General features: G+C 36.7%; 15 protein-coding genes, 5 tRNA genes and 1 rRNA gene. 13 read left to right on the top strand and 8 right to left on the bottom strand.

Features of this window, described 5'->3' with window-relative positions; genetic code table 11:
* Nucleotides 1-60: 60 nt before the first annotated feature.
* Nucleotides 61-648, top strand: coding sequence for a 50S ribosomal protein L25/general stress protein Ctc (locus tag CCPUN_RS00675; protein WP_133281663.1), 588 nt, complete (start codon nucleotides 61-63; stop codon nucleotides 646-648).
* Between the two features lie 191 nt (nucleotides 649-839).
* Nucleotides 840-1,427 carry an aminoacyl-tRNA hydrolase gene (gene pth, locus CCPUN_RS00670; protein ID WP_133281662.1) on the top strand — a complete coding sequence of 196 codons (588 nt, stop codon included), beginning with the start codon at nucleotides 840-842 and terminating at the stop codon, nucleotides 1,425-1,427.
* 189 nt (nucleotides 1,428-1,616) lie between these two features.
* Here the strand turns inward: pth and CCPUN_RS00665 are convergent.
* From CCPUN_RS00665 to mutS, 6 genes are all read right to left on the bottom strand, one after another.
* Nucleotides 1,617-3,142: ribosomal RNA gene (locus tag CCPUN_RS00665) — 16S ribosomal RNA — on the bottom strand.
* A 744-nt stretch (nucleotides 3,143-3,886) separates the two neighbouring features.
* Nucleotides 3,887-5,173 (bottom strand): sodium:solute symporter family protein, encoded by a 1,287-nt coding sequence (locus CCPUN_RS00660; protein WP_133281661.1) that lies wholly within the window; start codon nucleotides 5,171-5,173, stop codon nucleotides 3,887-3,889.
* A 644-nt stretch (nucleotides 5,174-5,817) separates the two neighbouring features.
* The gene (locus CCPUN_RS04885) at nucleotides 5,818-6,069 is read right to left on the bottom strand and encodes a SemiSWEET family sugar transporter (RefSeq protein WP_420888374.1); all 252 of its coding nucleotides are present in this window, start codon (nucleotides 6,067-6,069) and stop codon (nucleotides 5,818-5,820) included.
* A gap of 57 nt (nucleotides 6,070-6,126) precedes the next feature.
* Nucleotides 6,127-6,209: transfer RNA gene (locus CCPUN_RS00650), tRNA-Leu, on the bottom strand.
* Nucleotides 6,210-6,246: 37 nt separating this feature from the next.
* Nucleotides 6,247-6,319, bottom strand: a tRNA-Gly gene (locus tag CCPUN_RS00645).
* Between the two features lie 50 nt (nucleotides 6,320-6,369).
* On the bottom strand, nucleotides 6,370-8,991 hold the full coding sequence (gene mutS / locus CCPUN_RS00640) for a DNA mismatch repair protein MutS (protein ID WP_133281659.1): 2,622 nt from the start codon (nucleotides 8,989-8,991) through the stop codon (nucleotides 6,370-6,372).
* Nucleotides 8,992-9,600: 609 nt separating this feature from the next.
* Here mutS and nusA point away from each other — a divergent pair.
* From nusA to CCPUN_RS00615, 5 genes are all read left to right on the top strand, one after another.
* Complete coding sequence (gene nusA / locus CCPUN_RS00635) at nucleotides 9,601-10,836, top strand: transcription termination factor NusA (protein ID WP_133281658.1); 1,236 nt, start codon at nucleotides 9,601-9,603, stop codon at nucleotides 10,834-10,836.
* A 40-nt stretch (nucleotides 10,837-10,876) separates the two neighbouring features.
* Nucleotides 10,877-13,738 (top strand): translation initiation factor IF-2, encoded by a 2,862-nt coding sequence (gene infB / locus CCPUN_RS00630; RefSeq protein WP_133281657.1) that lies wholly within the window; start codon nucleotides 10,877-10,879, stop codon nucleotides 13,736-13,738.
* A gap of 61 nt (nucleotides 13,739-13,799) precedes the next feature.
* Nucleotides 13,800-14,279: a hypothetical protein gene (locus CCPUN_RS00625; RefSeq protein ID WP_133281656.1), complete on the top strand. Its 480-nt coding sequence runs from the start codon at nucleotides 13,800-13,802 to the stop codon at nucleotides 14,277-14,279.
* A 61-nt stretch (nucleotides 14,280-14,340) separates the two neighbouring features.
* The gene (locus tag CCPUN_RS00620; RefSeq protein WP_133281655.1) at nucleotides 14,341-15,393 is read left to right on the top strand and encodes an RluA family pseudouridine synthase; all 1,053 of its coding nucleotides are present in this window, start codon (nucleotides 14,341-14,343) and stop codon (nucleotides 15,391-15,393) included.
* A gap of 127 nt (nucleotides 15,394-15,520) precedes the next feature.
* Nucleotides 15,521-16,654: a J domain-containing protein gene (locus tag CCPUN_RS00615; protein WP_133281654.1), complete on the top strand. Its 1,134-nt coding sequence runs from the start codon at nucleotides 15,521-15,523 to the stop codon at nucleotides 16,652-16,654.
* A 39-nt stretch (nucleotides 16,655-16,693) separates the two neighbouring features.
* On the opposite strand, the gene CCPUN_RS00610 is transcribed toward CCPUN_RS00615, so the two are convergent.
* Nucleotides 16,694-17,980 carry an aminopeptidase P family protein gene (locus CCPUN_RS00610; RefSeq protein WP_133281653.1) on the bottom strand — a complete coding sequence of 429 codons (1,287 nt, stop codon included), beginning with the start codon at nucleotides 17,978-17,980 and terminating at the stop codon, nucleotides 16,694-16,696.
* A gap of 137 nt (nucleotides 17,981-18,117) precedes the next feature.
* On the opposite strand from CCPUN_RS00610, the gene CCPUN_RS00605 reads away from it, so the two are divergent.
* The 5 genes from CCPUN_RS00605 to CCPUN_RS00590 all read left to right on the top strand — a co-directional run bounded on the left by CCPUN_RS00605 (nucleotide 18,118) and on the right by CCPUN_RS00590 (nucleotide 21,099).
* A complete protein-coding gene (locus CCPUN_RS00605) occupies nucleotides 18,118-19,089 on the top strand; it encodes a M23 family metallopeptidase (protein ID WP_133281652.1) in 972 nt (323 codons plus the stop codon).
* 85 nt (nucleotides 19,090-19,174) lie between these two features.
* Complete coding sequence (locus CCPUN_RS00600; protein ID WP_133281651.1) at nucleotides 19,175-19,495, top strand: MerR family transcriptional regulator; 321 nt, start codon at nucleotides 19,175-19,177, stop codon at nucleotides 19,493-19,495.
* A gap of 538 nt (nucleotides 19,496-20,033) precedes the next feature.
* Nucleotides 20,034-20,107, top strand: a tRNA-Val gene (locus CCPUN_RS00595).
* 95 nt (nucleotides 20,108-20,202) lie between these two features.
* On the top strand, nucleotides 20,203-20,358 hold the full coding sequence (locus CCPUN_RS04675; RefSeq protein WP_165941875.1) for a hypothetical protein: 156 nt from the start codon (nucleotides 20,203-20,205) through the stop codon (nucleotides 20,356-20,358).
* Nucleotides 20,359-20,448: 90 nt separating this feature from the next.
* Nucleotides 20,449-21,099, top strand: a complete 651-nt coding sequence (locus CCPUN_RS00590; RefSeq protein WP_133281650.1) for a 4'-phosphopantetheinyl transferase family protein — start codon at nucleotides 20,449-20,451, stop codon at nucleotides 21,097-21,099.
* A gap of 109 nt (nucleotides 21,100-21,208) precedes the next feature.
* Here CCPUN_RS00590 and CCPUN_RS00585 read toward each other — a convergent pair.
* Nucleotides 21,209-21,280, bottom strand: a tRNA-Gln gene (locus tag CCPUN_RS00585).
* Between the two features lie 348 nt (nucleotides 21,281-21,628).
* On the opposite strand from CCPUN_RS00585, the gene CCPUN_RS00580 reads away from it, so the two are divergent.
* Nucleotides 21,629-21,710 (top strand) — tRNA-Leu (locus CCPUN_RS00580).
* Nucleotides 21,711-21,740 lie beyond the last annotated feature (30 nt).

Genomic DNA, 21,740 nt, shown 5'->3' with positions numbered 1-21,740 from the left:
CTTATAGCTTATTCGATCAATAAAAGGATTGATTTTTATTCATTATAAATAATAAATAATATGGAAATAATAGAGATTTTAGGGTATAAAAGAGCAAATCTCGGTAAAGCTGAATCTAAAAAATTAAGGATAAATGCACAAGTACCAGGTGTATTATATGGAGGGCAAGAACAAATACATTTTTATGTGCCTATGGTACTTTTACGTGATTTAATTTATACACCAAATGCCTATTTTGTGGATCTAAATATTGAAGGTGTTGTATATAGATGTATTTTAAAAGAAATTCAGTTCCATCCCGTAAGTGAAATGATCTTACACGTAGACTTCCTGCAAATTTTTGATGACAAAAAAATCAAAATGGAAATTCCTGTAGCATTTGTAGGAAAAGCTATAGGTGTAGCCAAAGGAGGTGTTCTTTCCAAGAAACAAAGGAAATTAGCTGTTTTTGGATATCCTAAACATATTCCATCTATAATAGATGTGGACGTTTCTAACCTTGACTTAGGCAATATTTCACGTGTACATCAAATTCAAACAGAAGGTTTTACCATTTTGGCATTACCGAGTACACCCGTAGCCTCTATTGAAATTCCAAGAGCATTACGTAGTGCAGCAAGTAAGGAAGAAAAAAAGGGCAAGAAGTAACAACAACAAAGCATGTTTGCTATATGAATTATCAATAATTTATATTTGCTGTTTTAGGGAAGATAGTATTTAGTCAGCTTTAAGGTCTTTTCTAGAAGACAGTATTACTTTTAACACATGTTTTCATAAGATCTACTTTGCTGTAAACCGCCTGCCAGCGGTTTACAGCAATACATCTAAAGTAAATTGCTTTGAAACTATTACTTATTGGATTGGGAAATATTGGTGCAGCATATGTCCACACTAGACATAATATTGGATTTATGGTTGTTGATCATCTGGCTATCCAACAAAATGTTGGCTTTTCTACAGATCGACTGGCTTATATTACCTCCTTTGATTTCAATAATCATAAGGTCTATATGATTAAACCCACTACCTATATGAATGATAGTGGTAAAGCTGTAAAATATTGGTTAAATACCTTAAAAATACCCATAGAACAGAGTTTAACCATTGTAGATGACATTACACTTCCATTTGGGACTATACGTCTACGTGCAAAAGGATCTGATGCAGGCCACAATGGTTTAAAGAGCATTGCACATTCTTTGGGTGTAGATGCTTATCCCCGTCTTCGTGTGGGAATAGGGAATCATTTTCCTAAAGGGATGCTTGCAGAATTTGTTTTAGGTAATTTTTTGCCTATCGAATTAGAAGGGCTGCCACTATTATTAGAGCATACAAAAGAAATACTAATCACTTGGTGTAAGGCTGGTATGGTTCATACTATGAATCAATTTAATAAAGTCAAAACGTATCAACAAACTACTTTGTAATATTCTTATTATTATAGACCTGTTTCATAAGTGGCTATTTATTAGTTTTTGAGTGATGGTTAAATTATATAATGCCATTTAAGCCAAATAAGAAAAATATAAAACAACTAAATGCAGGAAATAGATAAAAAGGGATAATAATTTCTTTGAAAAGATGAGGTAAGAAAAGAGAGAATTGACTCACTCTATAAAAGAGATATTCCAGCCGCACCTTCCGGTACGGCTACCTTGTTACAACTTAGTCCCAGTCGCTGGTCTAACACTAAACAGCTCCTTTTACGGCCACTGTCTTCAAGCTCTACCAACTCCCATGGCTTGATGGGCGGTGTGTACAAGGTCCGAGAACGTATTCACCGCGTCATTGCTGATACGCGATTACTAGCGATTCCAACTTCATGGGGTCGAGTTGCAGACCCCAATCCGAACTGAGACATGCTTTTGAGATTTGCATCTTGTTACCAAGTAGCATCCCTCTGTACATGCCATTGTAGTACATTTGTAGCCCTGGGCATAAAGGCCATGATGACTTGACCTCGTCCTCTCCTTCCTCCCGCTTGCACGGGCAGTCTACTTAAAGTCCCCACCATTACGTGCTGGCAATTAAGTAAAAGGGTTGCGCTCGTTATAGGACTTAACCCAACACCTCACGGCACGAGCTGACGACAGCCATGCAGCACCTTGTATTCCGTCCCGAAGGAACCCTCAATTTCTCAAGGTTGCAAAATACATTCTAGCCCAGGTAAGGTTCCTCGCGTATTATCGAATTAAACAACATACTCCACCGCTTGTGCGGACCCCCGTCAATTCCTTTGAGTTTCACCCTTGCGAGTATACTCCCCAGGTGGATTACTTAACGCTTTCGCTTGGACACGTACAACTACGTTGTACATATCTAGTAATCATCGTTTACGGCGTGGACTACCAGGGTATCTAATCCTGTTTGCTCCCCACGCTTTCGTGCCTCAGCGTCAGTTCAAGACCAGTAAGCTGCCTACGCTATTGGTATTCCTTATGATATCTAAGCATTTCACTACTACACCATAAATTCTACTTACCTCTTCTTGACTCAAGCCTACCAGTATCAATCGCAGTTCTAGCGTTAAGCACTAGGATTTCACAACTGACTTAATAAGCCGCCTACGCACCCTTTAAACCCAATAAAACCGGATAACGCTTGCACCTTCCGTATTACCGCGGCTGCTGGCACGGAATTAGCCGGTGCTTATTCTTACAGTACACTCAAGAGCCCCCGCAGGGACTTTTTTGTTCCTGTACAAAAGCAGTTTACAACTCAGAGAGCCTTCATCCTGCACGCGGCATGGCTGGTTCAGGCTTGCGCCCATTGACCAATATTCCCTACTGCTGCCTCCCGTAGGAGTCTGGCCCGTATCTCAGTGCCAGTGTGGGGGATCTTCCACTAAGAACCCCTACCCATCATCGCCTTGGTGAGCCATTACCTCACCAACTAACTAATAGGACGCATGCTTATTTTACACCGCCGGAGCTTTCATCTTTCTAACATGCGCTAAAAAGATAATATGGGGTATTAATTTCCGTTTCCGGAAGCTATCCCCCTGTGTAAAGCAAATTGCATACGCATTACGCACCCGTACGCCGGTCGCCGGCAACACCGAAGTGTCCCGCTGCCCCTCGACTTGCATGTATGAGGCCTGCCGCTAGCGTTCATCCTGAGCCAGGATCAAACTCTTCTTTCTATTATTTATTAACGGTTCCCAAATAAATTGGGAATTATTTTTTTGAGCCACACATTCTCTCTCTATAATACTCATTTTTTTCAAAATGAGCTTCTTACCTACATCAATTTCAAAGATCTTTAAAAGCTGGTTAACCGGTTCTAACTCCTGTCAACCAATTAGCTTCAAAACAAAGTTACATACTTTTTTTAAAATTACAATAGCCTTTGTAAAGAAAAAAAGAAATATGGTTATATATTTTATATATACATTTAATAATCAGTGAAATATTTCTTCAGTAAGATATTGCTTTTTTTCTTTGACAGTGGCCGTGTGTCAAGAACACATCTGACTTCTAATGGATAGTTAATAAATAGAGGGACCTTGCTTTCTTGAGCTAACTGCCATTCCTTCGTAAAAAGGCATCGTGCTCTATTAAGACAGGCTCTTCTAGGTTTTCAGGTATGTTTATACACTCGAACCCCAATGAAGGGCAAAATCCTCCTGATATAACATCTGTGTTTGTCTATTCCCTTCTACAACGCACAGAATACATCAACTCCATCATAAGTTATTTACAGGGCCTTAATCACTTCAAGCTTGCGAACTTCTTGCCTGTAGGTTCCTTTGTCTACGTCTAACAGTATCTCAGGTATCAAACACGATATATTGTAAATAATTATGCTAGTTTCTTTGCGCTTACCCATTTTTTTTCTGTTAACTGCATACGTGAGTAATGGGTAACCATCATGGCTATACCGTTGACTAACATACAAAAAAGGCTCCATTTATGTCTATTGTAGGTTCAACCCATATTTTCCAGACTATTATAGATAATGCACCAACAACCATACCTGTTAAGGCTGTTTTTGCATCACCTTTAAATCCTAAAACAGCGAAGATAAAGGGGGCAGTAGCTATCGGTACAGAAAAGTCCAAAGCAAGCTTGAGCAACTCTAACAAATCTGTACAATAAAAGGTTAATACCATGGCACACATACCTACAATGATAGAGGCAGATTGCGCAAAAGCAAGTTTTTGCGCAGAAACGATTGCTCCCTTTCTCCACATAGGCTCTATAATATCATGACTTACCATAACTGCACAAGCATTAAGATGAGAATCAGCTGTAGACATGGCCAGAGCAAGGAAACCAATGTAGAAAAAACTTTTAAAACATGGAGGAATATGATCTATAATATATTCCCAAACATCCTGAATAGGTAGATTAGGAGCGTTTACAAAGACAGCTATGCCTACCAAAAGCATAAAACTTATGATAACAAGGCTGCATATACTAGCATACAGAAATCCTTTTTTTGCTTGCATAGTACTAGAAGCCATATAAACCCTTTGTAGTATCGGTGGGCTTATAACAAATGCCAATCCAGATAAACCCAAAGAAATCACAGATAATAAATTGGCACTCCAGCTAAAAACATGGGAATATTGAAATTTTTCTTGTGTTCCTAAAAGAGAAACAACCTCTATTATTGATTTCCCCGTTTGCTGAAACAGCAACCAAGCCAATATAGGTATAATGATGATAAAAGTTATTAATTGAAATATATCGGTATAGGTTACTGCACGAACCCCTCCCCAAGCGGTATAGGTAATAAATATTAAAGTGGCAAGCGTAGTCATTATTCTGGGATGAAACAGATCTGTATATACACTAATGGCATGCGCCATTACATGAATTTGCATGGCAAGAATAGCAATAGAACCCATCACATTACATACTGCCGTAACAACCCTAGGCATACAACCATATATACTTCCTATAGTTTCTGCTATAGAAAGGTGATGCATAAATGGCTTCATTCGTCCTGCAATCAGACTGGTAATCCATAAGGTTACAGCTATCAACACCGAAAACATGATCCAATATAAGCCCTGCTTATGTACATACTGTACAGTTCTTATAAATCCCCCTCCTCCAAAAGCTGTAGCCAATATAGTAGCTACCAGTGTAGCGGTTGAAAAATTTTTTCGACCTACAGCATAGTCACTAAAAGTGGTCAGGACTTTCGCACTTTTAGTTAAAAACACTGTTTATAGACTAGTCTATAAAATAGAGAAATGTTAATATTATTGATTATCAATACTATAAAACATGTCCATGTCTAAAAATGCAAACACAATTATCTGTTTTGCGAAAGTCCTGGTGGTAACTTTACGACCAAAATATAGGCCTATCCGTAATGTAATCTGCAAAAAAAATATTACTACAAGTAATACAACACTTGATAAATCCATCATCCATAGAAAGTATAAATTGGCTTCTTTTCTTTAAAAGAAAATGCATAAACAATCATGGGGACCTATACCATACTCTTTGTAGTTTGGAAATTTTAGCTAACATGATATAACAGTCTTTATTTGTATGTTTTACAATTACTTACAATACAATCTGTTATAAAAACATGACTTGAAAATAGTGCACCCTCCTAATACATAGAGCACTAATTTATGCAAAAAACCCAGTACTAGCCTTACATAATAAACTAATTATAGAGCACAAAATACTTGACACTTTGAACTCAATTCAGTATAGGTAACTTTTTTTACAAAAACAAATTTTTAATCTTTTTGTAACAAGCATGTGTAAACTTGATGCTTATTACGAATTATATGGCATGCTATTTTTTATAGGGTATTTACATAATACATGGTAAAAATTGCTCATTTTTAAATTAAGATCGGTACTTCCATTTAAGTCTTACCATGATTAAGGAGCCAATCGTTAGCAACAAATTTGTTAGTAAAAGCGGTTTATCACTAGTCATCATCCCATAAAGGGTCCAACTAATGGAAGAGATCGTTAGATTTAAAAGCATGAGCATAGATATGTCTTTAACAGATTTGGTTCTATATGACTGGATAATTTGAGGAAATATTGAAATAACTGCTGTAAACGAGCCCACACATGCAACGACATCTAACATAGTGACAGAACAGCAACTCATGAATTAATAAGAGGCAAATAAGACAGATAAAAACTGTACCAGGAGCGGGGATCGAACCCGCATGGCCAAAGGCCACAAGATTTTAAGTCTTGCGTGTATACCAATTCCACCATCCTGGCAAAATCTCTTAAATCTAGACTACGTAATGCAAAAAAGAGCGAGAAACGGGATTCGAACCCGCGACCCCAACCTTGGCAAGGTTGTGCTCTACCAACTGAGCTATTCTCGCTTAGCGACATAGCTAATTTAGCTAAAAATTAGTTCTTTTCAAAGAAAACATCAACTTTTATACTTATTTTTTCCTTCCTTGAGCATATTTTTGATTTCATTCAACTTTAATAAGGCTTCTACTGGAGCAAGTGTATTGATGTCTATGGTATCTAACAAAGATTTTATAGGATTAAAAGCTTTATTCTCCTCAAAAAGACTGAGTTGGTATGGTATTTTAGGCAGTTTTTCTACTATGCTTTTTGTATGCATTTTTCCGCCTGCTGCTGACAAATGACTCAACACTTCTGCTGCCCTATCTAAAATTTCTGCAGGCATGCCAGCCATTTGTGCTACGTGAATACCAAAGCTGTGTTGACTACCACCAGCCACAAGCTTGTGTAAAAAGAGAATTTTTCCATTAATCTCTTGCACAGCTACGTTAAAATTTTTCACCCTAGGTAGCTCTTTTGAGAGTTCGTTTAATTCGTGATAATGGGTAGCAAATAATGTTTTTGCTTTGGAATGTAAGTGATTATGGAGATACTCTACCAATGCCCACGCGATAGAAATGCCATCATACGTGCTGGTACCCCTGCCTATTTCATCCATCAATATGAGACTGCGGTTGCTCAGATTATGCATAATACTGGCTGTCTCTGTCATCTCCATCATAAATGTAGATTCGCCTTGAGCGATGTTATCCGATGCACCTACTCTTGTAAATATTTTATCAACAATACCAATATGTGCCGATGTTGCTGGTACAAAAGAACCTATCTGTGCCATTAACACGGTTAAGGCAACTTGTCTTAATAACGCAGATTTTCCAGCCATATTAGGGCCAGTGATGACCATGATTTGTTGCTGTTCTTGGTCTAATTTAATATCATTGGGTGTATAGGTGGTACCTATGGGCAGCCGTTGTTCAATAACAGGATGTCTATTGTCCTTCAAATCCAGGATGGTACTATCATCTACCATTGGTTTGTTATAACCTTGATCACGGGCCTGTTTGGAGAAAGAAAGATAACAGTCTAGCTGTGCAATGCTCTTTGCATTTTGTTGAATTTGTGGAATACATTCCATAACATCCTGAACCAGTTCTTGGTATAGTTGCTGTTCTAAACGTTGTGCCTCCTCGGCTGCATGGATAATATTCTCCTCGTAATGTTTTAATTCTTCTGTAATGTAACGCTCTGCATTGGTCAAGGTCTGTTTACGCATCCAATCTTGCGGGACCTTTTCTTTGTGTGCATTGGGGACTTCCAGGTAATAGCCAAATACACGATTATAAGAAATTTTTAGAGAAGGAATATTGGTCCGTTGGCTTTCTTTTTGCTGTAGTTGAATAAGATAATCTTTTCCATGATGGATCATTGTATTGAGTTCATCTAACCTATCATTGACGCCGGGCTTTATGATGCCTCCTTGGTTGGTTAATATAGGCGGATTTTCCTGTAGCTTATGGTCCATGTTTCCGATCAGGCTATGACAGTTATGTAACCTTTCACTAAGTTTTTGTAGCAAGGGCAGCGCAGCCTGTTCTAACGCTTCTTGTATAGGGTGTATTTGTTCTAATGCCCTTTTTAAGGTAAACATCTCTCTTGGATTGATCCTACCTGCAGCTACTTTAGAGATCAGACGCTCTATGTCACCTATTTGTTTTAAATGACTTTGCAGTAGTTCCTCCAATGCTATGTGGTCTACTATATATTCAACGATGGATAATCTATTTTGAATAGGCAGCACTTCTTTCAGTGGAAATAACAACCACTTTTTAAGCAGTCGAGCGCCCATGGAGGTAATGGTTTTATCAATAATTTCAATAAGTGCAGTACCTCCTGACTGTTGTGGTGTCATAAGCTCTAAGGCTTTAATAGTAAACGGATCTAGCCAAACATATTGGTGTGCTTCTAGCCGTGCTATGGCATGAATATGCTTAACCTCTTTATGTTCTGTTTCTGCTAAATAACGCAAAATAACACCAGCAGAAATGATGCCCGCAGGGTAATGATCTACGCCAAATCCTTTTAATGAACTGGTTCCAAAGTGTGTGTTGAGTAAGCCATATGCATAGTCAAACTGGAAGGCCCAATCTTCCAATGCGTACGTATGAAAGTCATCCTTCGCAAAATCGTTCCAAAGTGTCTGCTGTTTTTTGTTAAAAATAACTTCGGAGGGTGTAAAATTTTGTAATAGTTTTTGGATATACTCGTGATCTCCTTCTGCTAAAAGGAACTCTCCTGTAGAAAGATCCAAAAAAGAGACACCCAATATTTCTTTATTAAAAACAATGGCTGCTAAGTAGTTATTGGATTTTCCATCTAACACGGCATCACTCAAAGAAAGGCCTGGGGTAACCAGTTCTGTTACACCTCGTTGTACAATGCCTTTAGCCTGCTTAGGATCTTCTAATTGGTCACAAATGGCTACACGATAGCCCGCTTTTACGAGCTTGGGCAAGTAAAGTTCTAGGGAATGATGGGGAAAGCCAGCTAACTCAACACTAGATGCCGATCCATTGGATCGTTTGGTGAGTACAATGCCTAACACTTTACTAGCTTTAACGGCATCCTCTAAAAAGGTTTCATAAAAGTCTCCAACACGGAATAATAACAATGCGCCAGGGTATTTTTCTTTAATCGAAAAGTATTGTTTCATTAATGGAGTTAACTCAACAGGTTTTGACATAAGGGTAAAAATAAAAAAGTGCAACAACCAGCAATTTAAAAGTAATGAATTTAGTGTAAAAGAACATGGGCAGCTATGCCTAAATAGGCTTACTATATTTAGACCTATGAGGTACATCCCAGGCTACCTGAAGCAGATTAAAATTCATTTACGCTCCCCCCCTTTTTATCATAAAATAACAAACATGAACTACTTTGTGCATGTTTTTGATCATTTATAGTCAAATTCTTAATTATAGCAAACCAAAGTTTTTGGTTTGCTTATTTACGCAACAGGTCTACTACAAAAACATCAATTATAGACTACTTTGCGAAAGTCCTGTGGTAGTATTTTTACCACATATGTAGACGGATACTTATATAAAACATATTTTTTCGTATATTAATAAAGCCCTAAGTTATTCGTTAATGCTTTTATGGGTTGGTTTTTTTAGAAGGCAAGTCTTTGAGATGCCGCTATTTAAGTTATTACTAAATTGAATAGATCAAAAGTTTGTATTCTTTGAAAGTTGCATGCTTTTCGTACCTTTGTTAATCTAGGAATAGCTTTTTTTAAAAAGTAGTAGCCCATAGGTGTTTTTCTTTTGTTAGCACTTATTTTTAGTGATAAATGGATAATAATAAATTAGTAGAGTCATTCGCAGAATTCGCAAGATCCAGAAATATTGATAGACCTACTGTTATACGTATTTTAGAAGATGTTTTTCGTTCTTTGATTGTTAGCAAATTTGGACATGACGATAATTTTGATATCATTATCAATCTGGATAAGGGAGATTTACAAATATGGCGTTTTCGCGAGATTGTAGATGATCATGCAACAAATGTTGACTTTTCTAGAAAAATAGCCCTTACAGAAGCGAGAAAAATAGAAGCAGATTTTGAACTTGGTGAGGAGCTTTCTGAAGAAATCAAAATTGCTTCTTTTGGTAGAAGAACTGTTATGGCTGCTAAGCAAATGCTGTTGCAAAAGGTGCGTGAACTTGAAAAAGAGGCATTCTATAATAAGTATGAACAACTGGTTGGTTGCCTTATTACAGCCGAAGTGAATCAAGTTTTAAGTAGGGATGTTATTTTGTTGGATGAAGAAAGCAATGAGCTTTATTTGCCGAAATCAGAACAAATCCCTAAAGATCAGTTAAAAAAGGGAGATCATATTCGTGCTGTAATCCAAAAAGTAGAGTTTTATAATACCATACCTCGTGTAATTCTCTCCAGAACCTCTCCTCTTTTTTTAGAAAGGTTATTTGAAAATGAGATTCCTGAAATCCAGGATGGACTAATTTCTATTAGAAAAATAGTCAGAGATCCTGGTTCACGTGCTAAAATGGCTGTAGAATCATTTGATGATAGGATTGATCCTGTTGGTGCTTGTGTTGGGATTAAAGGCTCTCGTATACATGGTATTACTAAAGAGTTGCAGTATGAAAATATTGATATTATAAATTATACTGATAATCTAGATTTATTCATTTCTCGTGCATTAAGTCCTGCATGTATCAATAGAGTTGCGCAAGGACCTGTAAGGGTATCTGTTTATTTGAATCCTGATCAGGTTGCCTTGGCCATTGGTAAAGGGGGACAAAATATTAAATTGGCTGGTAAACTTGTTGGGAAAGAAATAGATGTTTTTAGAGATGAGTCTATAGAAATAAATGATATTCCTTTATCTGATTTCAGTGATGTACTTGAACCATGGATTTTAGAAGAATTACGTAAAGTTGGATTAGATTCTGCTGCAACTGTTTTATCTATACCTAAAGATACGCTTGAACAACGTGCTGACTTAGAAAAGGAGACGATAGATGAGATCTATGCCATATTAAATAAGGCCCTTAATGGTTAACATAAATACCCCTTAGGTAAAAAGAGGTAATCTATGAATTATGAATGAAGAAAAGAACATGCGGCTTAGCCAGGTGGCTCGGAAATTAAATGTGGGAACAGATACTATTGTTTCCTTTCTGTTAAAAAAAGGATTTTCCATTGAAAATAATCCTAATTCAAAAATTACAACAGAGCAATTTGGCCTACTTACTGCTGAGTTTTTATCAGCTGGTATTGATAAAAAAGAAGCCGCACATGTAACCATTAGAAAATCATATGCCACCATTGCGGCACCAGCCAGTAACAGCAGTGATTCTGTCAAGATAGTTGATGATAAAGTTCAGGGACATGCTTTGAAAAAGCATACAACTGTTACACCAGAAAGAGCCTTCATAGAAGAAAAAACAACGGTTAAAGAATATACATCACCTAAGTATGCGTCTTCTATACCGATTTTATCGGGTATAAAGACTATTGGTAAGGTTGATTTAAGCCCAAAGACAACGCCCAAAGTAAAACCTATTTCTACTCCAGTTGTTACCGATACACAGAAAAAAGAATCGAAAGAAGCGCCACTGACGGTTCCGGACACTACAAAAGAATTACCTCCTATTGATATACCAGTAGATAAATCTGACTTAGATCTGGCTCCGAAAAACGTGGAGCACGATTTCCATAAAAAGAAAATAAACTTTGATCAGTCAAGTGATTTAAAAAGACCTACTGTAGTAGGCAAGATGACGCTATCCGAAATCAGTTATCCCAAAAAGAGAGATAAAGACACTAACGTAACCAGCAAGGTAGAGACAAAATCTTATGCGTCGCCTACCTCGTCTGCTTCAAAATCCGTACCTCTATCTGAAACATCAAGACACCAGAAATCGAGAAAGGGAAATACAGCTAATAATGGTAGGTTTTCTGAAATAACTAAAAAAAGTGCAACTGCCAAGTTCATACCTGCTGCTTCTCACCAACAAATAAATAAAAAAGAGAAAGAAATTGTAAAAGAAGGGATCTCTTCGCAAGAAATAGAAGGTCAAATTAAAAAAACCCTAGCAAAAATAAGTAAAGCTACTGGAGATACTGGGCGTTCTAAGTATAAAAAAGATAAACGCAGTGCTATTTTAGAAGCTGCGAGTAAACGTCAACGGCAAGAACAAGAAGAAGCAAAAATTTTAAAAATCACAGAATTTATTTCTGCTAATGAACTAGCTTCATTTATGGGCGTTAGTGTAAATGAAGTGATTTCTACTTGTATGACCTTGGGTATGATTATATCCATCAACCAACGTTTAGACGCAGAAACCATTACAGTAGTAGCTGATGAATTTGGCTACAGTGTGGAATTTGTGGATGTTCGTACAGAAGAAGCTGGTGAAGAAATAGAAGATGTAGAGGGTGAGCTTGTAGAACGTCCGCCGATTGTCACCATCATGGGGCATGTTGACCACGGTAAAACTTCTCTATTAGACTACATTCGTGCTACGAAAATGGTAGAAAAAGAAGCTGGTGGCATTACCCAACATATTGGGGCATATGATATTGTTACGGACAATAATAAAAGAATTGTATTTTTAGATACACCTGGTCATGAGGCATTTACTGCTATGCGAACCAGAGGTGCTAAAGTTACCGATATTATTGTAATTGTAGTAGCTGCAGATGATAGCGTTATGAATCAAACAAAAGAAGCTATTAGTCACGCTCAAGTAGCTGGATGTCCTATCATTATTGCCATTAATAAGATAGATAAGCCTCAATCGAATCCAGAAAAAGTTAAAGAAGATCTCGCAAATAATAATATCCTAGTGGAAGATTGGGGTGGTAAGTATCAATGTCAGGAAATTTCAGCAAAGACAGGCCAGGGAGTGAATGAACTTTTAGAAAAGATCCTTTTAGAAGCCTCTTTTTTAGAGTTAAAAGCCACACCTGCTTGGAAAGCAAAAGGTACCATTGTAGAGTCTTTTTTAGATCCTGGAAGAGGATACATCGCTACTGGAATCGTACAAGATGGCACACTCCATGTTGGAGACGTTATATTTGCCGGGGTATATTATGGAAAAGTTAGGGCCATGTTAAACCACCAAGGTATTGTGCGTAAAACAGCTCCTCCTGCAACACCAGTGCAGGTATTGGGTCTAAATGGAGCGCCTAGAGCTGGAGATACTTTTCGAGTGATGAGCAGTATAAAAGAAGCAGGAGAGTGGGCACAGAAAAGGCAACAATTATTACGTGAACAGACCTTACGAACCAAATCACACGTTACACTTGATGAAATTGGACGTCGCCTAGCTGTGGGAAACTTTAAGGAATTAAATCTAATCATCAAGGGAGATGTAGATGGCTCCATTGAAGCCCTAGCAGATTCATTACTCAAATTAGCACACGAAGAAGTGCAGGTGAATATTATTCACAAATGTGTGGGAGCTGTTTCTGAATCAGATATCCTATTGGCAGCAGCAGCAGAGGCAATTGTTATTTCTTTTCATATGAAACTCTCTGCACAGGCAAAAAAGCTAGCTGAAAAAGAAGGTGTAGAAATTAAACAGTATGCTATTATTTACGATGCTATTAACGATATCCGCCTTGCAGTGCAGGACTTACTAGCCCCTACCATAGAAGAAGTTAATACTGGACGAGCAGAAGTCAAAAAGATATTTCCTATTTCAAAAATAGGAAATATTGCAGGATGTCAAGTACAAACAGGTTTTATCAAACAATCTAATCCAGTACGTGTCATAAGAAAAGATGAAATTATATATACAGGTCCCATTTACACCATAAAACATGGACTAGAAGAAGTTAAACAAGTTAAATCCGTTTCTGAATGTGGTATACATATCAAAAATTTTAATGATATTGAAGTTGGTGATATTATAGAAGGTTTTGAACGAAAACAAATTAAACGTAAACTTGAATAGTGGTTAAGATTTTATGCTAAACCTTAATCACCTATAAAGAAACTTTATTCGAAATATATAAATGAAATTTCTTATATGCTATGCGGATCCAACCTTTAAAATTGCTGCCATAGTAGTTTTTTGGATCTTAAAAACCTTAATCAAACGTGAAAAAGAATCAGATAATGCACAATGGTTAGCAGACGAAGAGGATGAAGACGATGGCGACGGGAGCTATATCTCCCCACTAGAATCATATAATCATAATCAAATAAAAGCAGTAGATAACTACCCTGTATCATTGGTTATCCCATCAGTAGTAGATAAAAATACATCACAAAAAGAGCCTATCCATAGCATCAGCCAAAATTATGTTCCCTATCATAGCAGAAGGGCAAAAGATGTAGTATCTTCTCAAGCACTATTAAACCAAAAGTTACGACGTCAAGCAGTAATAGCTACAAAACTGGGGTTGAAAAAAAAACGAAAGTTTTTTAAAAGTGCCATACTGATGCATGAGTTAATGAAGAGAAAATATTTCATAGCGGATGATCCTCTTTGATTGCCTTTTGTATTCAATCTTTAGGTGGATCTTATTATTTTACCAAAATCTTATATAGGACGTGCATCATCATAATGGATTTAACCCCACATCATCATATGTTCTTTCTGATGCGCATACTACCTATAAGGAGTATTGTATTACAGTCACAGAGGAAATATGTAATCGCAGAATAGATAAGTTTTTGTCAGAAATATTACATATTAGCCGAAATAAAATACAAGAAGCTATTGAAAGACAGCTTATTACAGCAAATAACCACATTATAAAAGGTAATTATGTTGTTCATGTTGGAGATAACATACATGCCAAACTTCCTGTTCCTATAGACATGGATGTCTTGATACCAGAAGATATCCCATTAAACCTCGTATATGAAGATGATCACCTACTTGTTATCAATAAACCAGCCCAAGTTGTTGTGCATCCAGATGCAACCTACCGAATAGGAACTGTAGCCAATGCCCTATGTTATCGATATCAGAACTTACCGCTAAAGGACAATATGCCTACTAGGCCAGGTTTGGTACATCGTATTGATAAGGATACATCCGGTCTATTGGTAATTGCTAAGACAGCAGAGGGCTTAAAATCTCTGGCAGATCAGTTTTATCATCATACGGTTGAACGTACTTATTACCTTTTGGTATGGGGAAGTCTTACAGATGATGCTGGCACTATTGATGTGCATATAGGTCGAAATAGCCATGACCGTAAAATCATTTTAACTTTTACGGATAACCAGCAAGGGAAGCGAGCTGTTACCCATTATCAAGTAATGAAGCGGTTCCATCATGTTACCTTGTTAACCTGCAAATTAGAAACCGGTCGTACCCATCAGATACGTGTACATATGAAGCATATAGGTCATCCCATCTTTGGAGATCTGCTATATGGAGGTAATATAATAGTCAGTGGACAATGGCATGCCTCTTATAAAGCTTTTGTGCAAAATTGTTTCAAAATCATGCCTCATCAAGCATTACACGCAGCTACCCTTGGCTTTCAACATCCTATTACAAATGAGTCTATGTTTTTTGAAGCACCGCTGCCTGAAAATTTTGTTAGGCTTGTACATAAGTGGGAGAAATATATGGCAACACGTTTGTTTTAGAAAATAAAATCCTATTTTTGTAGAAAGGGCTACCTTTATTAGCTATAATAATTACATTATCTCATCGTGGCTATTTTGGCTATTGGTTATTAAGATTTTAAGAAAAAACTAAAAGACTATAGAAATTATGTATACACGAAAATTGTTATGTTTGTTCTTTTTTTTGTATGGATTTCTATGCGGAGGGTGTAAACCTAATAAGACGAGTAATCCTCCCAAAAATACTGATATATCTAAAAAAGATGTTGAGAAAGTTAACAAACTAACACAAGGTTTGATACCTGGCTATAATAATTCTCCACAGCATGTTGAGAAAGTTAACGACCAATCACAAAAAAAGATACAAGAAGAAAATCCCGGAGGAGGAACGCAAGGAGGAGGAACGCAAGGAGGAGGAACGCAAGGAGGAGGAACGCAAGGAGGAGGAACGCAAGGAGGAGGAACGCAAGGAGGAGGAACGCAAGGAGGAGGAACGCAAGGAGGAGGAACGCAAGGAGGAGGAACGCAGCAAAACTTTGCTGATATTCTCCGTAAAATGCGACAAGATATGAATGATAAAAAATATCATATCGTTTTAGGAATGAATGACGAAGAATATGCGAACATACCAAAATTTGATCTTATTGATACCATAGAAAAAAAACATAAAGAAAGGGTTTGTTTTTTTGAAAAAGCAGTAGGTGATGCGGACTTAAAAAAACAAATTAAAAATGTGCTGAACAATTCTTATTTTGTTTTATTGCATGATATGATAGAGAAACAACTTGACAAGTATCAGCTCTTCGGTCTTAAAAAAGAAAATGCTACAGTTATCGCTATCACTAGGGCTTACTATAAAATACAAAGTCAGTTGGACTCTGCATTTCATGAGACTAAAGATGTTAAGGGTTATTTATATGATAATGCTTACGCAACACTAAATAGCGTTTTTAAAGAACTGCTACAGGAATATTATAAAAACAATCCCCCAAAACAGCCTGGTAATCAATCTAAAGAAGCTGAACTAAAAAAAGAACTAGATCAGAAAATTGATCAATGTAAGGCCTTGAGTGAGAAAAAAAAGAGAATTTTTAAACGAATAAATAATAGTAAAGATATTTTTTCTATGCTAGATCTCCCAAATGGAGCGCAAAAGAATGAGATAAAAAAAGCTTTCTTCAAGATTATGTTATCTTGTCATCCAGATAAAAATGATCCTGATGTAAAGGAAATTGCAACTCAGATCACACAACAGCTGAATGCATGTTATGCAAAAACATAACTAGTTTTATTTTTTATCTGTATTAAAGCCATTTATAAATCAATGCATTAATTCTTCTATTTCCTCTGCTTCGATAGGAATATGTTGCATTAAATTTTGTATACCATCGTGCGTTATGGCAATATTATTTTCTAATCTTATGCCTATGCCTTCTTCTCTGATGTAAATCCCTGGTTCTACTGTGAAAACCATCTGTGGTAATACCATATCATATGTGTCACCTAAGTCATGTGTACTAAGACCCAAGTGGTGTGAGATGCCATGCATAAAATATCTTTTATAAGCCGGTACTTCTTGGGTTTGATTTTTAATATCTGTACGGTCTATCAGATTGAGTGTGCATAGTTCATGCTCTACCATAGCAATAACCTCTTTATGGTAATCTGCAAAAGATAGACCTGGACGCAATATTTCTTGGGTCGTTTTTAATATGCGCAACACGCTATTATACACCTCCCTTTGTCGGGTGGTAAATCTTCCATCTATAGGCACTACCCGAGTTAAATCTGCTGAATAGTTCGCATATTCTGCACCTATATCCAATAACAACACCCCGCCCGATTGACAAGGTTGATCATTGTTGGTATAGTGTAGAATACAGCTATTAGCACCACTAGCAATGATGGGAGCATAGGCAAATCCCCTTGATCCCCTGCTAAGAAACGCATATGAAAGCAAGCCTTCTATTTCATACTCCATTAATCCAGGACGGATATGGGGCAAAATAGCACGGAATCCAGCCTCTGTAATGTTACATGCTTCTTGTATAAGTGCTATTTCTCCCTTCTCTTTTATGCCACGCAATTGTTGCATAATAGGTGCAATCCGTCCGTAGCAGTGTAGTGGATAGCGCTGTTTGCACCAATGGATAAACCGCCTATCTCTAGTTTCTACTGTACAAGCTGCCCTTATATGTTCATTGGTATTTAGATATACATATTCAACTAAACCCATTAGTACGTTAAAAGTAGACTCAAATTGGCTGGTCCAGCACACATTTTCAATTCCACTAATATCCCTTGCCTCTTGTTTAGAATACTTATTTCCTTCCCAAATGGCTAACATAGCACCTGTCTCTTTTATAAATAATATTTCTTTCCATTCCTGCCTTATTGCATCGGGATAAAGCAATAAAATGGTCTCTTCCTGGTCTATCCCAGAGCAATAAAATAGATCACTATTTTGTACAAATGGCATAGTACTATCTGTATTTTTAGGTAAAATATCATTTGCATGTAATACCACCAAGCTATTGGGGCGCATATGTGTTAGAAGTTTTTGCCTATTTTTTATGAACAGATGTTTATCAATCGTTTTGTAACGCATAGTCGTTTTTGATTATAATTTTTGGTTCATTATTTTTCAATATTAGTAATAATTATTCAATAGTATATTGACTATTAACCAAAAATTTAATATTTTGCTAAAATAAGGTCTGTTTTATTTTGCCAAGTAATATTTTCATGCGTAAAGCCAAGTACTATTATAATCCTGTTACCTGTAGCTATGAACGTGTTCGTGCCTCTGTATCAACCATCATACTACGTAGTTGTATTTTTCTATTTTTTTCGTTTGCCGCTGCATGTGGCATGGTTCGATACTATAACAATTTTTTTATTTCCCCTAAAGAACGGACATTGTTAGCAGAGAACGAACAGCTACGGTCCTACTACCATGTTGTACAAAAAAAAATAGAACAAAGTACAACGCTTTTAACATCCTTACAAGAACAAGATGATACCATTTATAGGGTTTTATTAAATACGGATCCGCTTTCTTCTGTAGAACGTAATGCAGGCATAGGAGGAGTAAATAAATATGCCCATTTAGGCAAGGATACACTCATTGCTCAGACACTTTCTAGAGTAGACCAGCTGAATAGCAAATTAATTATTCAAAAAAAATCTTATAACTATATCCTTGGCCTTGCAAATAAGGCTGCTAGTAAGTTAAGATCTACACCTGCTTTTCCTCCTGTCTCCAAGCAACATTTAAAAAGAATTTCTGCTCCATTTGGCATGCGTCTACATCCCATACACAAGGTCTATAAAGAACATGAAGGCGTTGATTTTTCTGCTCCCATGCATACGCCCATCTATGTTGCTGCAAATGGCTCTGTTAAATGGATTAAAAATAGCAAAAAAGGGTATGGAAATCATATAATGATTGAACATGGAAATGGATTTCAAACGATGTATGCACACCTAAATAAGATCATCGTTAAGGAGGGCCAGAAACTAGCCAAGGGACAGCGGATAGGCACGGTAGGCAATACAGGATTTTCGACAGCTCCTCATCTTCATTATGAAGTATATTGTAATGGAAAACGAGTAGATCCCATTCAATATTTTGTAGGTGAATTAACCCCTGCTGAATATGATGCAGTTCGTAAACAGTCTGCTAACCAAATACAAACACTTTGTTCTAATTATTAGGTTGGGATCCATTTTGGGCTGAGTATCCATTTTAGGTCTAATGGTTAGTGGTGTGTAGTACTTACCATTTCTTTCTACTGGTTAAATGGAAAAGAAATATTTTACCATCCGAGAAGTTGCGCAGCTTTTAGGGGTAGCTCCTTCTCTAATACGTTTTTGGGAGAAGCAATTTATAGGCATTCTTCAACCTACTAAGAATAGTAAGGGAGCTAGAAGATATGAACAAAAAGATATCACACAATTGCGTTATATTTACGATTTAGTAAAGAAAAAAGGATATAGCTTAGAAGGTGCACGTAAAGTGATACAAAAACATCCTTCTGAACATGCCATTACTTCAGCAGAAGTAGTTGAGCGGTTACATCTATTGCGTTCATTCCTAATAGATCTAAAAGAACAGTTGTAATAAAGTGTTTTATCTGCCTATCTAACCATATACATTAGACTGATTTTGAATTAAATTAAATGAGGCTTTAGCTGGTTCAGCATTTGCATTCTTAAGTTGGTGGTGGTACAAATATATGATGGAATAAGTATTTGATCTTGAGTGTATTTTATATCGTTTAATAAGAAGTGGTTAATTTTTTTTAAGCAAACACATTACAGAAAGCTATTCTGAATACCTCACTAACATAGATATAGTAAATAATGGCTTTAACAAAGACAAAAAATAGAATTATTTATGCAAAAAAATCAATACAATATTCATTATCAAAACAAAAATATAAAATCTAGTTTGAGTAATTTAGTATCATATATTTGTACCACCACCCTATTTTTTTAGCCTTTTCTTCGGAACTAAAATTTCTAATTTGTTTTTTTAGACATATGGTATGCTTACATTATACCTCTCTAGGAAACAAAATTACTCCTTTTTTTGTCTGATTTTTCAGTCCAGTATACCTGTTTTTACAAAAAAATAGCTATATTTGTTTTCAAACTATGGGTTCTTAGCTCAGCTGGTTAGAGCATCTGTCTTACACACAGAAGGTCGCAGGTTCGAATCCCGCAGGGCCCACTTGTAGTGAGAGATTATCCAAAAAGGAAAATAAGTTTGGGATATCGTCACTGAGTGATGAAAGCGCTTATTTGAATTTAAAATTTAAGACTATCATGCCAGTTAGGTTACAACGTAAAGCAAGAAAAAATAGAGTAAGGGCAGCGCAACGTAAGGCCGCTATTAAACGTCTTATGTTTATGCCCCTTATCAAGCGTGTAGATGTGGAAAGTATGCGCAACGATTTTGCGGAAAAAAAGAATGTTTCCTAGGCTATTTGTGTCGCACAATAGATAGGGACATGTTTTTGTGCGTAAATATACTACTTTGCTATAGTACAGCATAGCTGCGCGCTGCTTTTTATGTCTATTTACAGCTTTTATGCTCACTCTTTAACTAGTTTTGTGCTGTTACGGAGTGTAGAACTCTCTATTGTTGAATTAAAGGCGCAACTAAATCCACTTTTAACAGCATGTTTTAATGATTGTCTAATTTCTTCTAATGAAAAAATTAGACAATCTTTGTCCGTAAGGCTGGCACTTCAGGAGTTGCTTAAGCAATTAGGATTACCTATTGTCCTTCTTGTAAAAGATGAGAACGGGCGCCCGTTTTTAAAAAACGACAATCTGCACATTAGCTTTTCCCATACCCGTTATCTTGTATCTGTAGCGCTATCTACGGCCTTTCAAGTAGGTATTGACATAGAAACCACAAGACCTCAATTGGCTGTTGTACAAAGTAAGATATTGACCAAAGAAGAATCGGAACATGTGGGCAACAGTCTTGATAAGTTGGCCATTTACTGGTGTGCCAAAGAAGCTTTGTATAAATGTTTAATGAATCAGCAGAGTTGTAATTTTCAAAAAATTTTTGTTGAGCCATTTCAACTGCAAATAGAAGGACATATTCTAGCACACTTCAGTGGAAAGAAATACTTAATGCACTATAAAAGAATTGATTGTGATATAAATAAGCCTCCCCATTTTTGTGTGTGTTGTGAAGGGCATACATAGCCTATTTTGAATACTTTCTAAGAGACCTCGTTATTGCATTGCAATCTCCCTGAGACGTTTTTGGAGAATTTAGACGACAAGACGGATAAAGAAATAATAAAACCATATGTTGTCCGACTAGGACTCGAACCTAGAGTCTTCTGGACCAAAACCAGACGTGTTGCCATTACACTATCGGACAATTCAATGTCTTACATCTTGTTTGTAGCAAGAGGCAACATGCAAATATACTGAAAATTTGCATAAAAACAACAAACTTTTTTGGGATTATCCAATAGCGATATCTGTGCTGTCTTAGCCTGATATCAAGCATTTAACAACAAAAACCGTATGAAGTGCGTATCTCACCTAAGATACTCTATGCACAGCTGGTGGAAACCTTTGGCGATTCGATCCCTTATGTATCCTGACGATTATACATGTAACCAGAGGTGTCGAGATAATCTAGTCACCATATCTGTTCTGCCTCTTGTCATAAGATTTGTTTTTTGTATATTTACAACAAGTTAGTATTCTACTAACGTGTGTTGCGGATGTGGCGGAACTGGTAGACGCGCTAGACTTAGGATCTAGTACCGCAAGGTGTGGGGGTTCGAGTCCCTTCATCCGTACTTTGTATATTTTATTCGTATTGCATGCAA

The sequence above is a fragment of the Cardinium endosymbiont of Culicoides punctatus genome (assembly GCF_004354815.1).
In the GTDB taxonomy this organism is placed as follows: domain Bacteria; phylum Bacteroidota; class Bacteroidia; order Cytophagales; family Amoebophilaceae; genus Cardinium.
Note: the sequence above shows the minus strand (reverse complement) of the source record. Positions and strands in the feature narration are given on the sequence as shown.